General features: G+C 35.0%; 21 protein-coding genes, 1 tRNA gene and 1 riboswitch. Of the genes, 13 read left to right on the top strand and 9 right to left on the bottom strand.

The features are described 5' to 3' along the window. Window positions 1-61: 61 nt before the first annotated feature. Both fabI and DES48_RS08770 read left to right on the top strand, forming a co-directional pair. Window positions 62-841, top strand: coding sequence for an enoyl-ACP reductase FabI (gene fabI / locus DES48_RS08775; protein WP_079709182.1), 780 nt, complete (start codon window positions 62-64; stop codon window positions 839-841). 146 nt (window positions 842-987) lie between these two features. Further along, complete coding sequence (locus tag DES48_RS08770; RefSeq protein WP_170126193.1) at window positions 988-1,545, top strand: CotO family spore coat protein; 558 nt, start codon at window positions 988-990, stop codon at window positions 1,543-1,545. 45 nt (window positions 1,546-1,590) lie between these two features. Here DES48_RS08770 and DES48_RS08765 read toward each other — a convergent pair whose 3' ends face one another. Continuing rightward, window positions 1,591-2,040, bottom strand: coding sequence for a CotY/CotZ family spore coat protein (locus tag DES48_RS08765; RefSeq protein ID WP_079709184.1), 450 nt, complete (start codon window positions 2,038-2,040; stop codon window positions 1,591-1,593). A gap of 203 nt (window positions 2,041-2,243) precedes the next feature. On the opposite strand from DES48_RS08765, the gene DES48_RS08760 reads away from it, so the two are divergent. The 3 genes from DES48_RS08760 to DES48_RS08755 all read left to right on the top strand — a co-directional run bounded on the left by DES48_RS08760 (window position 2,244) and on the right by DES48_RS08755 (window position 3,070). Further along, window positions 2,244-2,492, top strand: a complete 249-nt coding sequence (locus DES48_RS08760; RefSeq protein WP_079709185.1) for a hypothetical protein — start codon at window positions 2,244-2,246, stop codon at window positions 2,490-2,492. 71 nt (window positions 2,493-2,563) lie between these two features. Next, window positions 2,564-2,728 carry a hypothetical protein gene (locus DES48_RS15910; protein ID WP_170126192.1) on the top strand — a complete coding sequence of 55 codons (165 nt, stop codon included), beginning with the start codon at window positions 2,564-2,566 and terminating at the stop codon, window positions 2,726-2,728. 57 nt (window positions 2,729-2,785) lie between these two features. Continuing rightward, complete coding sequence (locus DES48_RS08755) at window positions 2,786-3,070, top strand: hypothetical protein (protein ID WP_113868552.1); 285 nt, start codon at window positions 2,786-2,788, stop codon at window positions 3,068-3,070. A gap of 47 nt (window positions 3,071-3,117) precedes the next feature. On the opposite strand, the gene DES48_RS08750 is transcribed toward DES48_RS08755, so the two are convergent. Continuing rightward, window positions 3,118-3,795 (bottom strand): DUF421 domain-containing protein, encoded by a 678-nt coding sequence (locus DES48_RS08750; RefSeq protein WP_079709187.1) that lies wholly within the window; start codon window positions 3,793-3,795, stop codon window positions 3,118-3,120. A gap of 63 nt (window positions 3,796-3,858) precedes the next feature. Further along, window positions 3,859-4,287: a GNAT family N-acetyltransferase gene (locus DES48_RS08745; RefSeq protein WP_113868550.1), complete on the bottom strand. Its 429-nt coding sequence runs from the start codon at window positions 4,285-4,287 to the stop codon at window positions 3,859-3,861. Between the two features lie 159 nt (window positions 4,288-4,446). Here DES48_RS08745 and DES48_RS08740 point away from each other — a divergent pair, with 159 nt between their 5' ends. After that, a complete protein-coding gene (locus DES48_RS08740; protein ID WP_113868548.1) occupies window positions 4,447-6,198 on the top strand; it encodes a methyl-accepting chemotaxis protein in 1,752 nt (583 codons plus the stop codon). A 52-nt stretch (window positions 6,199-6,250) separates the two neighbouring features. Here DES48_RS08740 and DES48_RS08735 read toward each other — a convergent pair whose 3' ends face one another. After that, complete coding sequence (locus DES48_RS08735; RefSeq protein ID WP_113868546.1) at window positions 6,251-6,841, bottom strand: cell wall hydrolase; 591 nt, start codon at window positions 6,839-6,841, stop codon at window positions 6,251-6,253. Window positions 6,842-7,101: 260 nt separating this feature from the next. On the opposite strand from DES48_RS08735, the gene DES48_RS08730 reads away from it, so the two are divergent. Then, a tRNA-Val gene (locus DES48_RS08730) sits at window positions 7,102-7,173 on the top strand. 101 nt (window positions 7,174-7,274) lie between these two features. On the opposite strand, the gene DES48_RS08725 is transcribed toward DES48_RS08730, so the two are convergent. Further along, window positions 7,275-8,510: a GGDEF domain-containing protein gene (locus tag DES48_RS08725; RefSeq protein WP_113868544.1), complete on the bottom strand. Its 1,236-nt coding sequence runs from the start codon at window positions 8,508-8,510 to the stop codon at window positions 7,275-7,277. Between the two features lie 141 nt (window positions 8,511-8,651). On the opposite strand from DES48_RS08725, the gene DES48_RS08720 reads away from it, so the two are divergent. From DES48_RS08720 to DES48_RS08705, 4 genes are all read left to right on the top strand, one after another. Next, a complete protein-coding gene (locus tag DES48_RS08720) occupies window positions 8,652-9,152 on the top strand; it encodes an antibiotic biosynthesis monooxygenase family protein (protein ID WP_113868541.1) in 501 nt (166 codons plus the stop codon). 38 nt (window positions 9,153-9,190) lie between these two features. Beyond that, a complete protein-coding gene (locus tag DES48_RS08715) occupies window positions 9,191-9,742 on the top strand; it encodes a TVP38/TMEM64 family protein (protein WP_079709193.1) in 552 nt (183 codons plus the stop codon). A gap of 151 nt (window positions 9,743-9,893) precedes the next feature. Continuing rightward, the gene (locus DES48_RS08710) at window positions 9,894-10,775 is read left to right on the top strand and encodes an RluA family pseudouridine synthase (RefSeq protein WP_113868797.1); all 882 of its coding nucleotides are present in this window, start codon (window positions 9,894-9,896) and stop codon (window positions 10,773-10,775) included. A gap of 6 nt (window positions 10,776-10,781) precedes the next feature. Then, entirely contained in the window at window positions 10,782-11,012 is a 231-nt protein-coding gene (locus DES48_RS08705; protein WP_113868539.1) for an excisionase family DNA-binding protein, read from the top strand. Window positions 11,013-11,094: 82 nt separating this feature from the next. Here the strand turns inward: DES48_RS08705 and DES48_RS08700 are convergent, their stop codons facing one another. Next, window positions 11,095-11,484, bottom strand: coding sequence for an SLAP domain-containing protein (locus DES48_RS08700; protein WP_170126191.1), 390 nt, complete (start codon window positions 11,482-11,484; stop codon window positions 11,095-11,097). A 69-nt stretch (window positions 11,485-11,553) separates the two neighbouring features. Next, complete coding sequence (locus DES48_RS08695; RefSeq protein ID WP_113868535.1) at window positions 11,554-12,528, bottom strand: S8 family peptidase; 975 nt, start codon at window positions 12,526-12,528, stop codon at window positions 11,554-11,556. Between the two features lie 200 nt (window positions 12,529-12,728). On the opposite strand from DES48_RS08695, the gene DES48_RS08690 reads away from it, so the two are divergent. Both DES48_RS08690 and DES48_RS08685 read left to right on the top strand, forming a co-directional pair. Further along, window positions 12,729-13,775, top strand: a complete 1,047-nt coding sequence (locus DES48_RS08690; protein ID WP_079709993.1) for a M42 family metallopeptidase — start codon at window positions 12,729-12,731, stop codon at window positions 13,773-13,775. A gap of 109 nt (window positions 13,776-13,884) precedes the next feature. After that, window positions 13,885-14,967, top strand: coding sequence for a GGDEF domain-containing protein (locus DES48_RS08685; protein ID WP_113868533.1), 1,083 nt, complete (start codon window positions 13,885-13,887; stop codon window positions 14,965-14,967). Between the two features lie 90 nt (window positions 14,968-15,057). Here DES48_RS08685 and DES48_RS08680 read toward each other — a convergent pair whose 3' ends face one another. After that, entirely contained in the window at window positions 15,058-15,759 is a 702-nt protein-coding gene (locus DES48_RS08680) for a thermonuclease family protein (RefSeq protein ID WP_113868531.1), read from the bottom strand. Window positions 15,760-15,922: 163 nt separating this feature from the next. Beyond that, window positions 15,923-16,627, bottom strand: coding sequence for a DsbA family oxidoreductase (locus DES48_RS08675; RefSeq protein WP_113868529.1), 705 nt, complete (start codon window positions 16,625-16,627; stop codon window positions 15,923-15,925). A 149-nt stretch (window positions 16,628-16,776) separates the two neighbouring features. After that, window positions 16,777-16,886, top strand: a riboswitch (TPP riboswitch). The last annotated feature ends 150 nt before the right edge of the window (window positions 16,887-17,036 follow it).

The following is a 17,036-nucleotide window of genomic DNA, read 5'->3' as shown; positions in this document are numbered from 1 at the left end:
TTAAGATAAAATAGTATCTGGTACTAATAACAACCTATGAATGTTAATGGGAGGAAATAATATGAATTTTTCTTTAGAAGGTCGTACATATGTCATTATGGGTGTTGCAAATAAGCGAAGTATTGCATGGGGAATCGCACGCTCGCTCCATAATGCGGGGGCAAGATTAATTTTTACTTATGCGAATGAACGCTTTAAGAAACCGGTAGAAGATTTAGTAGCAACGCTAGAAGGTCAAAATGCCTTATTCTACGAATGCGATGTAACAAATGATGAAGCTGTTCAACATACATTTGATCAAATTAAACAAGATGTTGGAACGATTCATGGTTTAGCACACTGTATCGCTTTTGCAGATAAGGAAGATTTAAAAGGGGAGTTCGTTGAAACTAGTCGCGATGGCTATTTACTAGCACATAATATTAGTGCCTATTCACTAGTGGCAGTCGCTCGAGCAGCACAACCATTAATGACTGATGGTGGTGGAATTATTACGCTTACTTACCTTGGTGGTGAACGTGTCGTGCAAAATTACAATGTCATGGGTGTAGCGAAAGCTAGCTTAGATGCAAGCATGAAGTATTTAGCGAATGATCTTGGAAAACATCGTGTTCGTGTTAATGCGATTTCTGCTGGTCCAATTCGAACATTATCTGCCAAAGGAATTGGAGATTTTAATTCCGTGTTAAAAGATATTGAAGAAAAAGCACCATTACGTCGCACTGTAACACAAGAAGAAGTCGGCGATACCGCTTATTACTTATTAAGTGATCTTTCACGAGGGGTAACTGGAGAAGTTATTCATGTAGATTCAGGTTACAATATTTTAGGTTTATCTTAATTCAAATGAAAGCATTGCGTGCTAGTTACGTAATGCTTTCTGTTTTTATGTAAAATTATTAAAATAGTACGTTTTAGCAAATGGGCACAACTCAATCATTCTTAACATATAGTATCGAAGAGAATGATTTTGAGGAGGAATATCCTGTGTCTAGAAGAAAAAAAGTAGCTAAGCGACGTCCCAAATTGTACATTGATCAACCAAACTTAGCAACGCCAGCTGCGAATATGCAAGAAGACTACGAATCACCTAAGAAAAGTGTAGATAATATCGAAAAAACAATATCAGATCGTCCAACTAAACGATCAAAAAAACGTACGAATCAAGCAGATGAGGAAAACAATCAAAAAACGGATGTACTTTTTGCGGAAGAAGATACTATAGATAAACCTAACTGGGAAGAAACTTTAGAGGAAAATCATATAGAAGTATTAGAAGATAACGACACAACAGCTGAAGTAACCAATACAATTAATAAAGTTCCTTTCAAAGAAATGACACTTTTGGAACAAGTAGATTATTTAGCAACTTCTCCACGTTTCACGCCAAAATTAAAATGTGAAATTATTACAACAGATAATCGGCTAAAGGGCATCATTACTAAACGAGAAGATAGTACAGTATTTGTTGAAACATTAAAACGCCCTAAGTTTCATCAAGTTACATTAGATGATATTAAAATGATTCGCTTATTAAGTTTTTAATATTATGTAAAAAGGTCTGATGCAAGGGCATCAGACCTAAATAATTTAGAATGCACTAATAGCAGGTAGACAAGTAATGTGGCAGAAACAATCCACATCAACCGTAATACATACACCAGTAACTTCTAAGTCACTTGTATCTTGTTCTACAGGAGAGTGTGGATCTTTTTTATGATCCTCTTCTTCACGTAGCAATTCAAGTACTGCACAGTTTTTGTCGTCTATGCTTTTTACACGGAAATAAAAACTAGCAAATGCATCTCCAAGATCTTCCACTGGTACACCATATCCTTTAAATGGTTTGCAATCTTTACAGTATAAAAGAACAGGTACCGTATCCAAGTTGCTTGAAGGACTTGTGTCCCCTAATAAATCCGCAATGGATTGTTCACAGCTCGTTGTACAATCGCTAAGCAAATCAGATTGTGCATCAGCGATTTCACGAAGGATATCAGCTACACAGCTTCCAGAATCGTATTTACCTCCACATGTCATAAATGATGAACTCCTTTCTAATAGTTAATGACTTTATCGTCACTTATAGCGTATGTACAATTAAAAGCTTTGTGTAGGCATTCATCCGCTAAGCGAATAAAATGAGTAATTTAAATAAAACGGGCGAATGTCACAAACAAAACGGTAATCGTCACATAGACTAATATCGAATAAGTTCATAAGTGAAAAGGAGTGAAATAACCATGTCGGAATCAAAAAAAGTGATCCATGTGAAAGATCTTATTATTAAAGCAGACAATGTTCATTTTGAACCCACACCAACGCCACATACGGAGCGACCGCGGCCATTTGATGCCTTTTTTGGTGGTGTTCGTAGACCGCAACCAGAACCTCCGCATGAAGAAAGAATAGAAGCTGAGGAAGAGAAACATGAAGAACAAGATGATGAAGAAGAAGGACATCAGGATAAACGACCGTTTTCGTGGTTATAAAAAGAAGAGATAGTACCAATCAATGGGCTATCTCTTTTCTTATACAATAAACTACAAGGGAGGAAAGAAATTTGACTATCACTCGATTAATAACTAACTTAGGAGTTATAGCTAAATATTTAGAAAAAAACGAAAAATATTTACGTTATCCAGAGCGTAAAATAGAGCCAGTGATTCAAGAGACAGAACAAAAGATCAAGAAACTAGAAAAAGAAATGAGCGTATTTGAACAATGAAATAGGAATAAATTCTTTGAAAACGGGTATATCCTTTATATAGGGAGGGAAAAGCTTATGGGATACGTATTACCAGTTGATAATTATCAATACCAACAATATCAAAATCGTGTAACACAACCAGAGCGTGATCCTTATCCGATCGAACAATTATACCCAATTCAATTGGATATGTCTTACCAAGAAGAATTAGAAAAACAACAGATGGAACACACTGAATTAAGTAAACAAGTGCAACAAAATACTGCACCAATATTATCTCCCCCTCGAATGTCTGTGGAGGCAAATATGATTTATGCCGAGCTAACAGGAGTTGGCCAATATATTAATGAATTAATATAAGTAGTTTTTTAGGTTACCATTATAGATTTATTTTGTTAGGAGAAAACTTATAATGTTTGCACATATAAGTTTTCTCCTTTCTTATATTCTGCGTAAAAGACTTCTTTATAAGAACTAATTTCTTGTTTTTTCAATTCATTTTCTAACCAGTTTCTGTCTTGATTAATTTGCGCTAGGTTATCTTTTATAATTTCACCATCATTAATAAGCATTATAGGCAAACTCACTTCTTCAGGAAGGAGTTGAAGATCCGACCGCGTTGGTTGTTGTGCAAATGTCTTTTTAAGTACTGAAACAGTGCCGTCTGTTTCCAAAATTGCATAATCAACTTCTCGTACAGAGAAGACATCTTTTGATCGCAATAAATGAAGTAACTGATTAATGTCTAATTTACTTTTTGCCATTACTTCACGTTGCAGTTTCCCTTGATGAATGATAATAGAAGGTCTTCCCTCAAGTAAAGATCTACTCCCTTTTAGTTTTTGGGTTATTATTTCAGTGACAAATAATAATCCTCCCCAAAGCAAAATGGCAAAACCAATATCAATTATACCTACACCATCATCATACAACGCATTTCCAACAAGTTCACCTAAAATTAAAGCAGAAATAAAGTCAAAAGCAGTCAATTGTCTGATTTGTGTTTTTCCAAGTACTTTAGTCAAAACAAACAAGCCAAAAAAACCAAATAAAGATTCAAAAAATATAGGTGATATGTGTTCCAAAAAAGGTTCCCCCTAACAAGTTATGCTACGTTTCAGCATTGACAATGAGGAGGAGTTTTATACTTATTGTATTAGGTCCTTTTCCATCATGATGTGAGGCATATTGGCATCATAAAAAACGTTAGAAATAACACTATACCCCAACTTATGGTAGAAAGATTCTGCATGTGTTTGAGCTCCTAACTTAGCTTTCTTAACGCCTTGTTTAATTAAGTTTTGTTCCATAGCTAGAATTAATTGTTTTCCTAATGAGTGACCGCGGTGAGATTTTAGGACACAAATACGTTCGAGTTTGGCATAATCTTTGTTTATTCGCACACGTCCTGCTGCTACTGGTTGATCTTGAACATATCCAACAAAGTGGAGAGCCTCGTTTTCATACTTATCTTGTTCTAAATGTAATGGTACTTTTTGTTCTTCAACAAATACCTTATTTCTTACCGAAAATGCATCATTTAATTGTTGATTATCTACTACGTTTTCGATACGCATAACAAACCTCCCTCAATAAAATTTATTTTTAATTAAATTGTAACACATCGATATTTTTAATTTTCTGTAAAAATAGAAATTGTTCAACTAATATTCACATTTTGCATTTTTTGTCGATAAAAGTAGAAATACCTGAAATTTTTTGGAGGAGGAAGACGGATGAAAAACAAGGTTAAGCTTAATAGTATTTCAACAAAGTTACTTAGTTTAATTCTAGTTATTATAGTTTTAACAGGTAGTGTCATCGGCATTACTAGCTACATAATGGCTAAAAATACGTTACTTGATGCTGGGAAAAGAAACTTAATTAGTATTACAGATGCAGGGTATGCAACATTAGAGTTGTTAAACCACCATGTGGAAAATGGGGATATAAGGTTAGAAGAGGCGAAACAAGAAGCGCGTCGGATTTTAAATGGAGAAGTAAATGACAACAATGAATACAATTTTCAAGAATCAAATTTCAGTTATAAAGACAATGGCTATCTTTTAGCCTATGATAGTGATCTAACGTTACAGGTGCATCCAAATAGAGTTGGAGAGGGACCAGATGAGTCGAACCGGACCAACCGCCAAAATATGGTTGATGCAGCAAAATCTGCCGAAGGTTCAGCAAATTATGTAACGTATGCAGATGAACAAGAAGATGGTTCAATCAGACAGAAAGCAGCCTATATGCGCTATTTTGAGCCATGGGACTGGTCCATTGGGATAGCGGTCTATCAAGATGAATTTTATAAAGAATTAGAGGTACTTAAATATATAATTATAGCTGTCACTGTAATTATTGTGTTGATAAGTGTACTAATAGCGTTCTTAGCTATTCGAAAGAAATTGAACTTGTTAAAAGATGTTACAAAGGTATCAGCTCATATTGCAGAAGGTAAGATTGTAAAAACAAATTTACCTGAATCATCCGATGAAATTGGTCAACTAGCAGCCTCCTTTAACAAGATGTCTGACCAATTGCGTCAATTGATTTCAAATGTTCAACAATCAAGCAATAAACTCCTTGATTCTTCAAGCGATTTGTCAGCCATTTCCGAGCAAACATCAGCAAGTAGTGAGGAAGTAGGAAACGCTATTTCTGAGATTGCAACGGGTACACAAGAGCAATCGAATGATTTAGAAGAGATAAACCGTCGCGTAGATCTGCTAACAACTGCAATAAAGACAATGCGTGAACAGAGTAATAAGATGGAAGAAATTACGCAGCAGACAGATAAAGTATCAAATGAAGGATTAACAATTGTTCAATCATTACAACAATCCAATGCAAGTTCATTAACTGCTTCTCAAGAAATTAGTGAAGAGATTCAAAGTTTAAGTAATAAAACACAACAAATTACTAAAGTATTGGAAACGATTGAAACGATTGCCGAAGAAACGAATTTACTGGCTTTAAATGCAAGTATTGAAGCGGCTCGTGCTGGAGAGCACGGCAAAGGATTCTCTGTCGTAGCAGACGAGATTAGAAAGTTAGCTGAACAATCAAAAGATGCAACACACCAAGTACAGCAAGTTGTATCTGATATTGTAAATGAGACAGATAAGACAGTAGAAACAGTAGAGCAGACAGTGAAGACCGCGGAAGGGTTAAACACAGATGTATTAAATACACAAAGTAAGTTTAACCAATTATCTCAATCGATTAAAGACATTGTTACTTCACTAAATGCGGTTAACAATGAAATTGATAGTATCACATCGCATAATCAACATATTACAGAAGGTGTTGAAAATGCTTCAAGTGTTTCTCAACAAACAGCAGCTTCAGTGGAAGAAATCACTTCATCAATTGATGAACAAATTAGTGCGATTACGAATGTTGCCAATGCAGCAGAGCAATTGACTGATCTAAATCGAGAATTAAATGATTTACTTGTAAAATATTCAATTGAAAAAGAATAGTAGATGAATAAACGCATGAGACATTTTGTCTCATGCGTTTATTATATAATGATTATTTTGCAAAACGATGATTACCAATAGTAATTGTGACTTCTCTCGATAGAATCCAATCGCTTTTAGCAGTTCTGGGGTTGTAGAAATAGATTGATCCTTGTCCTTGTCCACGGAAAGCCAGTGCTTCTTGAACTGCACGCTTCGCTTCACTATCAGCTGCGTGGTTTATCTCTCCATTTTGGACTGGGGTAAATGCATAATACCCACCCGCTGACCGTTGATAGATGACGCTTTTAATTGTATTAGGGAAGTCGGCATGATCAACGCGATTTAATACAACTGTTGCTACAGCAACTTTACCAGCATAAGATTCTCCTTTTGCTTCTGCATTAACCAGCCTCGCCATCAAATCAAGTTCTTCGTTTGATAGATTAGAAGGTAATTGTAATTGTTGACCTGGATAAATGATTGTTCCTGATAATTTATTTGACTGCATAATTTCTTGTATAGAAACACCGTGTTTAGTTGCAATTTTCCATAATGATTCTCCACTTTGAACTGTGTGCGTAGCTGCATTAGCAATCGTTGGTGCAAAAAATAAAGAAAAAGATAAACTACTTATAACTGCAATTTTTTTTATGTTAAACATAATAGCCCTCCTTGTAATTTGTGACTCTAGTTAAAAGGCTATCAGTTGTAACATAGTATTTCCTTATCAAAAAAATGGAAGATTGCTAGAAAGATAGTTAAATTATACGATCACTAGTTAACAGGTAATTTTTTCTGCATGAAAAAGATGGTATTTGTTCCACAATTACATATGTTTATGTCAGGACTATTACATTTTCTTAACAGGAGCTATTGACAATACAATCATCCATTATTATCATAGTATTACTATAACATTTCGTCTCGTTAGCTCAGCGGGAGAGCACTTGCTTGACAGGCAAGGGGTCACTGGTTCAATCCCAGTACGAGACATTATTGAAGAAAGTTGAGAAAGGTGCTTCCCCCTGAAAGCTAGAGTAGAAAACTCTAACTTTCAGGGGGAAGCACCAAATTATTGCCGAAATTTTTCTATATTAGGCTTGATGACGATCATAACATAACGAATTTCGTCCTTTATTCTTAGCTTCAATTAACAATGTATCTGCTTCAATATAACCTTTTTCAATAGAAAGTTGTGCAGGAATGAAGTAATACAAACCAAACGATGCTGTGAAATGAATATGAACGATGTCATCTTGATAGTACGATGTTACATGATTGTCAGTTACATAATGTTTTACTTGTTCAATTTTATCTACACAAGTTCGATAGTCTAATCCTTGTAGTATTATCGTAAACTCTTCGCCCCCAGACCGAAACACATTTTCAGAATCTCCTAATTTTGTTTGTAATATACTAGCAAATGATTGTATTACTCGATCTCCAACCGCATGATTATAAGAATCATTAATCTTTTTAAAATAATCGATGTCAGTCACAATAATAGCAATAGGCTCAGTTTTTGTTGCTAATAGTTCCATCATTTTGCCCATGGCTGCTCGATTCGGAATGGCAGTTAAGAAATCTGTATAAGCTAACTGTTCAAAATAATCTCGCTCATTTTTATGTTGAATACTTTGTGATTTTGAATAAATCGAACGACTAAGAATATAGTTCATTATGAATAGGACGATAACAAGATCCCAAAATTTCATTTGAAGAAAAATTAATAAAAGACCGTTAGAAATAGTTATTTTCCAAATATCCAATGAACTTCTTCCACTTACTAAGTATTTTGGCACATCCTTCCACGAATGAACTTGTCCATCTATAATCGAGATAAGCAACAAAAACATAGAAGATGTAATAAAAACAACTGCTACAATAATAAGCAATAGGATCCAGTATCCAAATGGAAAATTCATAAAAAACGAAATGAGCCAGTGGTAAAGCGAATACGCTAGCACACCACATACGGTAAACGAACCAATATTATAAAGAGTGTCTAAGAACTCTTCAGAATCTGCTTTATTAGTTATTTTTTTATAGAAATATATTGTAAAGCGAAGTACAAATTCAAATAGAAAAGCTCCTAATGGACCAGTGAAAATAGCAAATGAAGTGCTATAACTAATGCCATAATCTATCTTAATGTTTCCTTTCCGGGTAGTTAAGGAAAAGTGATAATAGAGTGTGGAGAAAAACCAATAGATAACGAAGGCTTTTATGTATGTAATGTAATCAACGTCAATATCTCTAGCATAAATAGCAAAAAAAATAGCTAGAATTAACAATGAAAAATCAATGATCCGTTCTTGAAACTTAATCATGAAACGACCTACTTTTTAACGTTTATTTTATAATAAAGTTTAACATAAACCTTTATTGGATGTATAAGTAATTTTGTTTTATTTTTGCAGAAAAATTCGATAAACTAACACTAGTGAGCTATAAGAAAAGGAGATTAAAGCATGTTTTTATATTTACTTGATCATAAGTTGCATATAGATCAAAGCATGTTTGTTTTAACTAATAAAGATAAAACATTATATCTAACTGAGACGCAACAAGCAATCGATCCAAGTTTATTATCTAAGGAAGATAATAGTTATAAAGTAATCGATGGTACGCAACTTCTGCCATCAGAACAGCACATATATGTGGTTTGCAATCATATACCTGTAACGCAAGAAGGTATGGAAACATTTGAAGAAAGATTTCAAAATCGAGCTCGAAAAGTAGAAGATGAGCCTGGCTTCGTTGCTATTCGGGTATGTCGTCCATTAAATTCGGATACATATGTCATTATTACATTTTGGCAATCCGAAGAGGCATTTACCATTTGGCAACAGTCTAATGCCTATAAAGAAGCGCACAAAAAACGAAGAACAGCAAGTGGGATTGATCATCAACGGCCAGAAATCTTTCCTCGGTCATCATACGTAAACAAGTATCATGTACATCATTTGTAAAGTTGCGTATACTGTGTAAAGATGGGGGGATAAGGTTCATGGAACAAATGAACCATTCTATTGAATTATTTATTGATCACTCGGGTTGGTTTGCACCAATACTTTTTGTTTTGTTGCACATCATCCGTCCAATACTTTTTATTCCAGTTATCGTTGTTTGCATTGCTGGAGGTGTATTATTTGGGTTTGTTGAAGGCGCCATTCTATCTGTTATTGGTTTATCCGCAATGAGTCTTCTTTCTTACAAAATTGTGTATCGTTTTCCGAAACTGCATGATCGTATCGCTAAATTGAAGCAACGTGTTTTTCAAGACCGGACTATGACCGTTTCTCAAGTAATGGTATTAAGAATTACACCTTTTGTTCACTTTCACTTGCTGTCTTTTTATTTGATGGAAATGACCAAAAATCTAAGGGAATATATGTATTATTCGGTATTGGGAGTGATTGCTCCAGCAATTGTCTACACAGCTTTTGGAAAAGCGATCACTGGTTTTCCTTGGTATATGACTGCTAGTTTATTTTTAATTTTAGCTCTCATCTATTATCTTATTGATAAAAAAAATAAACTAGACATACAAGTCGATTAGTACCATATAAAAGTGCTATTACAAAAAGTAATAGCACTTTTTACTGTGGAGTCTAAACACTTGATACTGCAAATTTTAGCAATTGGTAGCTTCTATCTGACATGATATGGCATAATAAACTTAGCTATAGTAGAAGGTTGGTTTGTTTATTATGAAAAATAGAAGTAAGTATCAACATCAATTTGAAGTACAAGAAGAAAGTGAATTGTTATCCTTTCTGTATAAACATTTAAATCAAGGCCGTAATCGTACCAAAGCAATGCTAACAAGGGGACAAATAGTTGTCGATGAACAGGTAGAGACACGTTATAATCGAATAGTAAAAGTTGGACAGTCGGTTGCAATCTTAAAACATGCAATAACGAAACAAGTCAAACAAGAGATAGAGATAATATACGAAGATGAACACTTAATTGTAATTAATAAAGCATCTGGATTATTGACTATTGCTTCTAATAAAGAGAAACAAGAAACAGCATATCGTTATCTGATGAATTATGTAAAACAACAACATCCTAGCAATCGAGTTTTCATCGTTCATCGGCTTGATCGAGAGACATCAGGAGTAATGGTGTTTGCTAAGACAGAAGCAGTGAAGGTAATGTTGCAAGACAATTGGAAAGAGATGGTTAAAAAAAGAACCTATATTGCTGTGATTGAAGGAGTGTTAAAGAGTGAAAAACAAACACTTGTCTCATGGTTGAAAGAGTCAAAAACACATAAAATGTATGCATCTTCAAAAGATAATGGTGGACAAAAAGCAGTTACCCATCTTAAACAAAAGGCTACAAATAAAAAATATACATTAATTGAACTTGAGCTGGACACCGGGAGAAAAAATCAAATACGTGTGCAATTGGAATCAATGAAAAAACCAATTATAGGTGATAAGAAATATGGCTCATCTGTGAATCCAATCCATCGGTTGGCCTTACACGCGAATGTGCTATCGTTTCAACATCCAATAACCAAAAAAACAATGCATTTTCAAGTGGAGGCACCTGAAGCATTTTATCAATTAGTGAAAGGATGATGAATGTTGTACTTAACAATAGACGAAACGGCTACGTATTTAGATCTTACAGAAAAAGAAGTAAGGCAATTAATTTTTCAACAGCGCATTCGAGCACTATATGATGGGGAACATTATTTAATTAATCAAGAGCAATTCACGGAGCACTTTAAACAGCTAGAAAGATATAAACAATATCTCGCTGAGTATCTTCGTGAACCAATACCTGAAGATATTGATGTTAAGGATGAGGATTGAACCGAAAATAGCCACAAGAAACGAAGAACCATCTTTTTTCCCTCGATTCTTGTGGCTATTATCTTTCTCTTAGCAATCGCAATTACTTTGCACCTTCGCCAATCCGCAATTCTCCCAATTCCCATGAGGGCTGCTGTTCAAAACTTTCCTTTGGAAAAATGAATGTCCAAGGCATACTGGTATGAGCAGGAATTGTTAAAGTCGGGAAATGAAGTTGATGTGTTGCAATGACTGTTTTGTTTTCTAGATACTCGATATAACAATTTGATAGCGTAAAATTACTTTCAGAAAAATTATGAATGATCGAGATCATTAGTTCTTCCTCTTTATGATTGGTGTCGTGTCTAACATTGCTAACTTTAATTGTAGACGATGTATCAATCACTGTATCGTTGAACACTTGATAGATTAGCTTTCTGTCTTGGTCACTTATGGTACGCTTCCAAGCATCTTCAAATTGTAATTGTTGCATCTTTCTTCTCCTCTTGTGATACATGATTTCATCCATAGCTTATCAGAAATAGAATGATGGGTAAAATAATTATTTTTGGGTGAGTTGTGTGTAAGCAGTTAAGAGTAGTTGTTTAAATGAATATGGAAGGTTATTTATGAGGGTAAGGTAAATGAGACCATTACCTTCTAGTTTTGTTGAGAATCCAAGTGGAAGGGTGCGTTTAATTAATTGCGCATATAATTCTACTTCCGTTAGCTCGCGTTCAAATTGTTTGGTTGATAAATTTTTAACTAATGCTAACGCTCCAGTTACGTGTGGAGCAGCCATTGACGTTCCACTCAAAGTAGCATAAGAGCCATTTAAGTAAGTCGAGGTAATTTCTTCCCCTGGTGCCACCAGATCAACTTGGTTATTCGAGTTAGTGAATGGGGAAGATTGACGGTTAAAGTCAATAGCTCCAACACTGATTACTTCATTATAAAAAGCAGGGTAGGAATGTTCCCTGGTTTGTTCTTTGCCATCTCCTTCATTCCCAGCTGCACAAACGACTGAAATGTCATGTTCTACCACAGCTTTTTTTATTACTTGGTGAAGGGCAGGCAAGTCTTCGGGACCCCCAAGTGACATAGAGATAATATCTACTTGTTGGTCAATGGCATATTCTATTCCGGAAATAATCCAATCATATTCACCGCTTCCTTGATGATCTAAAACTTTTACAATTAGCAGGTTCGCTTTAGGAGCAACTCCAACAACGCCACTGTCGTTTAGTGCTGCAGCGATTGTTCCAGCAACATGGGTACCGTGTCCATTGTAATCTTGATAAATCGATGGATTAGCCTTGTCATCTGTGGTGAAATTTTTGCCTCCAATAATTTGGCTAGCTAATTCAACGTGTGATGTATCACAACCTGTGTCAAGAATGGCAATTGTAACACCTTCTCCTTGTGTGTTTTCCCAAATCGCTGGTGCTTGAATCATTTTAACCCCTTTGGGAACTTCTTTTACATTTTTCATTTGTTTCAGAATTTGAAAGTTAGCAAGTTGCATTTTCAATTTCATAACAAGTGATCACCTCTAATGTAATAGATTTGTAAGTCTTTAAAGTTTATCAATTATTTTTCTATTGCAGTAGAGGTAGGTGTGCTAATAAGTAATAGATTTTTGCACATTTTAAAGGAGCTACTAGATGGTTGTCCTTTAAATCGAATAACGCTAAAATATTAGATAGAAGTAATTCGAAAGGAGAAACGACATTGACCATGTATCCAACTATTAATGAAACGAAATTATTAATTAAAGAATTAGTATCCATACCAAGTCCATCAGGAAATACAAAAGAGGTTATACAGTTTGTAAAAAACTTACTTGATGACTTAGGTGTAACAACAAAAACTAATCGAAAGGGAGGGCTAATTGCAACCGTACCTGGTAAAGATAACGCGCATCACCGTATGTTAACTGCACATGTTGATACTTTAGGAGCTATGGTAAAAGAAATTAAACCAAATGGTCGTTTAAAACTAGATCTCATTGGTGGCTTTCGTTATAACGCTACAGAGGGAGAATATTGTACAATAGAAACTGCGCAAGGCACTACATATACAGGGACGATCCTAATGCACCAAACCTCTGTCCATGTCTACAAAGATGCTGGATCAGCTGAACGAAATCAAGAAAATATGGAAGTGCGTATTGATGCAAAAGTAGAAAATGATCAAGATGTGCGTGCGCTTGGGATGGAAGTAGGTGACTTTGTTTCTTTCGATCCACGTGTGGAATTAACCGATAACGGTTTTATCAAATCAAGGCATTTGGATGATAAAGCGAGTGTTGCGATGCTAATCCAGTTGTTGCGCAGAATAAAAGAAGAAAATATTACGCTACCATATACAACGCATTTTCTTATTTCAAACAATGAAGAAATTGGTTATGGAGGGAATTCAAATATTAGTCCAGAAACAGTTGAATACTTAGCAGTTGATATGGGAGCGATGGGAGACGGGCAACGTACCGATGAATATACCGTTTCTATCTGTGCTAAAGATGGAAGCGGTCCTTATCACTATGGACTAAGAAAGCAACTTGTTCACTTATGTGAAACAAATAATATTCCATACAAAGTTGATATTTATCCTTATTATGCATCTGATGCATCAGCAGCTATTCATGCTGGACACGATGTGATTCATGGTTTAATCGGACCTGGAATTGATGCTTCACATGCATATGAGCGCACACATGAAGAATCATTATTACAAACTGAAAAATTATTATTTAACTATGTTCAATCTGCTTTAGTTGAATAAATCACATAATAAGTGATGTGTTCAAGTATTAAATTACAACAAGTCCTCTTTTTCGACCTTAAATACTATTGGCTTAATTTGTTTAAAGAGGAAAGAGGAGTGTTTCATCTTGCTTAAAGAGTTATTTGTGAACCTTACCATTCTTATGTCTTTTTTATTTCTTTATCATCAACTGTTTCGGCAAGGTTTGTATGCTGTAAAACGAAATAGATTAAATCAATTACTTGTTGGTATCCTTGCAGGTTTACTAGGTATTATCCTAATGCTTTTTAGTATTAGAATAAATGATACAACTTTAATTGACCTTAGACATATTCCTATTTTATTAGTCACTATCTTTGGTGGTTGGATTCCAATGATGGTAAGTAGTCTGATTATCGTCTGTGTCCGATTTTTACTTGGAATTGGTTTGTCGACTTTCTTAAATGTCCTATTTATAGTTGGATCGGGCTTAGCATTCTATTATATTTCTAAAAAAATCGATCATATCTGGTTGTTGACTGCCACTGCTTTATTTGTGTCAAATGTTATTTTTAGTGTTGTAATGTTTCTCTCTATTCCAATAAATAGTATATACAGAGAATTGCTAATAATCTATTGGTTTATCTCCTTTGTCTCGGGTTTTATTGCCGTGTATATGAATAACTATTTACGAAAAACAAATCAGCTATTTAAAGAATATCGGAGAAATTCCTATACTGATAGCTTGACTGGTCTTAATAATGTGCGTAGCTTTGATATTGCAATTAATCAATTACAACAAAAAGCAAAGAAGAAAAACCAACATGTGAGTCTCATGATCATGGATATTGATTTTTTTAAACATATTAATGATACCTATGGTCATCCAGAAGGAGATACTATTTTACGTGGGGTAGCGCATGAATTACAAGAACTTGCTGGCAAAGATGATGTTGTCTCACGGAATGGTGGCGAAGAATTTACGATTATTGCTCCAGCAAAATCGCATCAAGAAGCGATGGTGCTAGCGGAAAAAGTAAGAAGTAATATGGAACAAAATGTGTTTTATATTAAAGATGGGTTACAGGAATTAACGATTACGTTATCGATAGGTGTTGCAACTTATCCAGAACAAGCAGAAGAAATTAATGACTTATATCATAAAGCCGATGAAGCCCTTTACGAAGCAAAACATACTGGTAGAAATAGAGTCTGTGGGTATCGAAAGTGATAATCACAGATTCTTTTTTGTAATAAAAAGTAAACATGAAGGGAGCGGCCCTTATGTAAAAAGTCTAAACACGCATGGTGAGCTTAGCTTCTATTCACAAGCAACGCCATCTCCATCGCCATCTAATTGATCACTGTAACCTTTATCTCCTCTATAAAGTGGAGTAACAGATGCTTTTCTGGCATCTTTGCAGGTTTGATAAACGTGAGCGGAATTAACTTCTGCTTGTATGTTATTAGTTATTTCTGTCTCGCTTTCATTAAATTGAAAACCTTCTTCAGTAACATAATTGGTTATACTCCAAATACCCAGTTTTTGTTCTGCTGCATTATTTTCTGCCTGTTTCATTTGCTTTTTGTAGGTATATGGGGGATCATATTCGTAAGCATAACGAGCGAGGCCTTTTTCTAATAACCATTCATTGAATAATTTTCCATCAATCCATATATAAGCTAGTAGACGATCATATTTATCGCGTGTTGGGCCATCAAATTCTAATTTAATATTCTGATCGGTTAATATCTCTTTAGCAAAAGCAGTGGCATCTTCTCCAAATGGTTGTTTTGGTAAGTTAGGATGTTTTGTTTCTGGTGTGTCTACTAACAACATCCGCACATTTTCTTCCTGACCATTAACCTCAACTTGAATTGTGTCCCCATCAATCACTCGTTTTACTTTTGCGATAACTGTATCCGGTTGTTCTGTAGAATTCGTTGAATTATCTAACGCACATCCTGCCAATATTAGTAGTAACCAGATGACTAAAAGACACAGAAGTTTCTTCGGTTGCATACGCTATACCCTTTCTTTTCTTTTAATTCGAGATTCTAAAAACTATTATAGTTTAGCAATTCTTTTAATGAGAGACAAGTAAGAAAATAACAAAAGGACAATAAAAAGCCAACAAGCAAAGGAGAGAAGCTTGTTGGCTTTTAATGATTGAATAAAAGATTCGTTAGATAGTGCAAGAGTCGTCTGTACACATACCAGCATCAGTAGAAGATAAGTCCTGGAATTTTGGCTTTTCTTCTTCCCACACTTTTTCTATCGCACCTGTAAACGTTTCTAATGGCTGTGCGCCAGAAATAGCATATTTTGAATTAATCACGAAAAATGGAACACCTGTAACACCATAGCTTTGGGCTAATGATTCGTCTGCACGTACTTCTTCAGCATAGGCACTGTCATCATGTAATACCTCAATAGCCTTGTTGCGATCTAAACCAACGTCTTCAGCTAACGATACTAATGTTTCATGGTTACTTAAGTTTACGTTGTCGGTAAAGTAACTGTGCAACAGTTTTTCTGTTAGTTCTGTATCTTTATTCATTGATTTAGCATATTTTGCTAGACGGTGAGCTAAGAATGTATTGGTCGGTTTCATTTCTTCAAAGCGGAACTCTAGACCAACTGTAGCTGCTTGTTCAATTATATTAGCATTTGCTTGTTTGGCTTGATCCAACGGAATATTATATTTATCAGCAATGGCTTGATGAATACTTTTTCCATTATATTCAGCTGCATTGGGATCTAATTCAAAGCTTTTAAATTCCACTTCTACTTCATCACGATGTGCAAAGTTTTGTAATGCCTCTTCTAATCTGCGTTTTCCTATATAACAAAACGGGCAGACAAAATCTGACCATACTTCAATTTTCATGATAAGACCTCCAGTTTTTAATTACTATATAATCATGCCACAACAGAACGGAAAGATAAATAAATATGCTTAACGTTACTGCAGAAGAAAAACGCTTGCATTTATTATCTAGGTATGGCAAAGTAGAAAATGTAGAAAATTTAATAGATTGTTTCATGTGGGGGGACCGGTGTTGCCGGTTGAGATTGTATCCTGTAGGTACTGACCCTTGGAACCTGATCTGGCTGAGACCAGCGTAGGGAACATATCTTAACACGTTATCAATCATAATGACTAAGATATGCACGCTAGCTCTTGCTAAGCGTGCATTTTTGATTAATGCTTTTAAAACCACAGGCTATGCCTGTGTGAAAATAAACCTTTAAGGGATGTAACAAAAGAATCTCCAATCGTATAATAGAGATGGCCG

The organism is Paraliobacillus ryukyuensis (assembly GCF_003315295.1).
Lineage (GTDB): Bacteria > Bacillota > Bacilli > Bacillales > Amphibacillaceae > Paraliobacillus > Paraliobacillus ryukyuensis.
The sequence above is the reverse complement of the archived record's forward strand: the minus strand, read 5'-3'. Positions and strand labels throughout refer to the sequence as shown.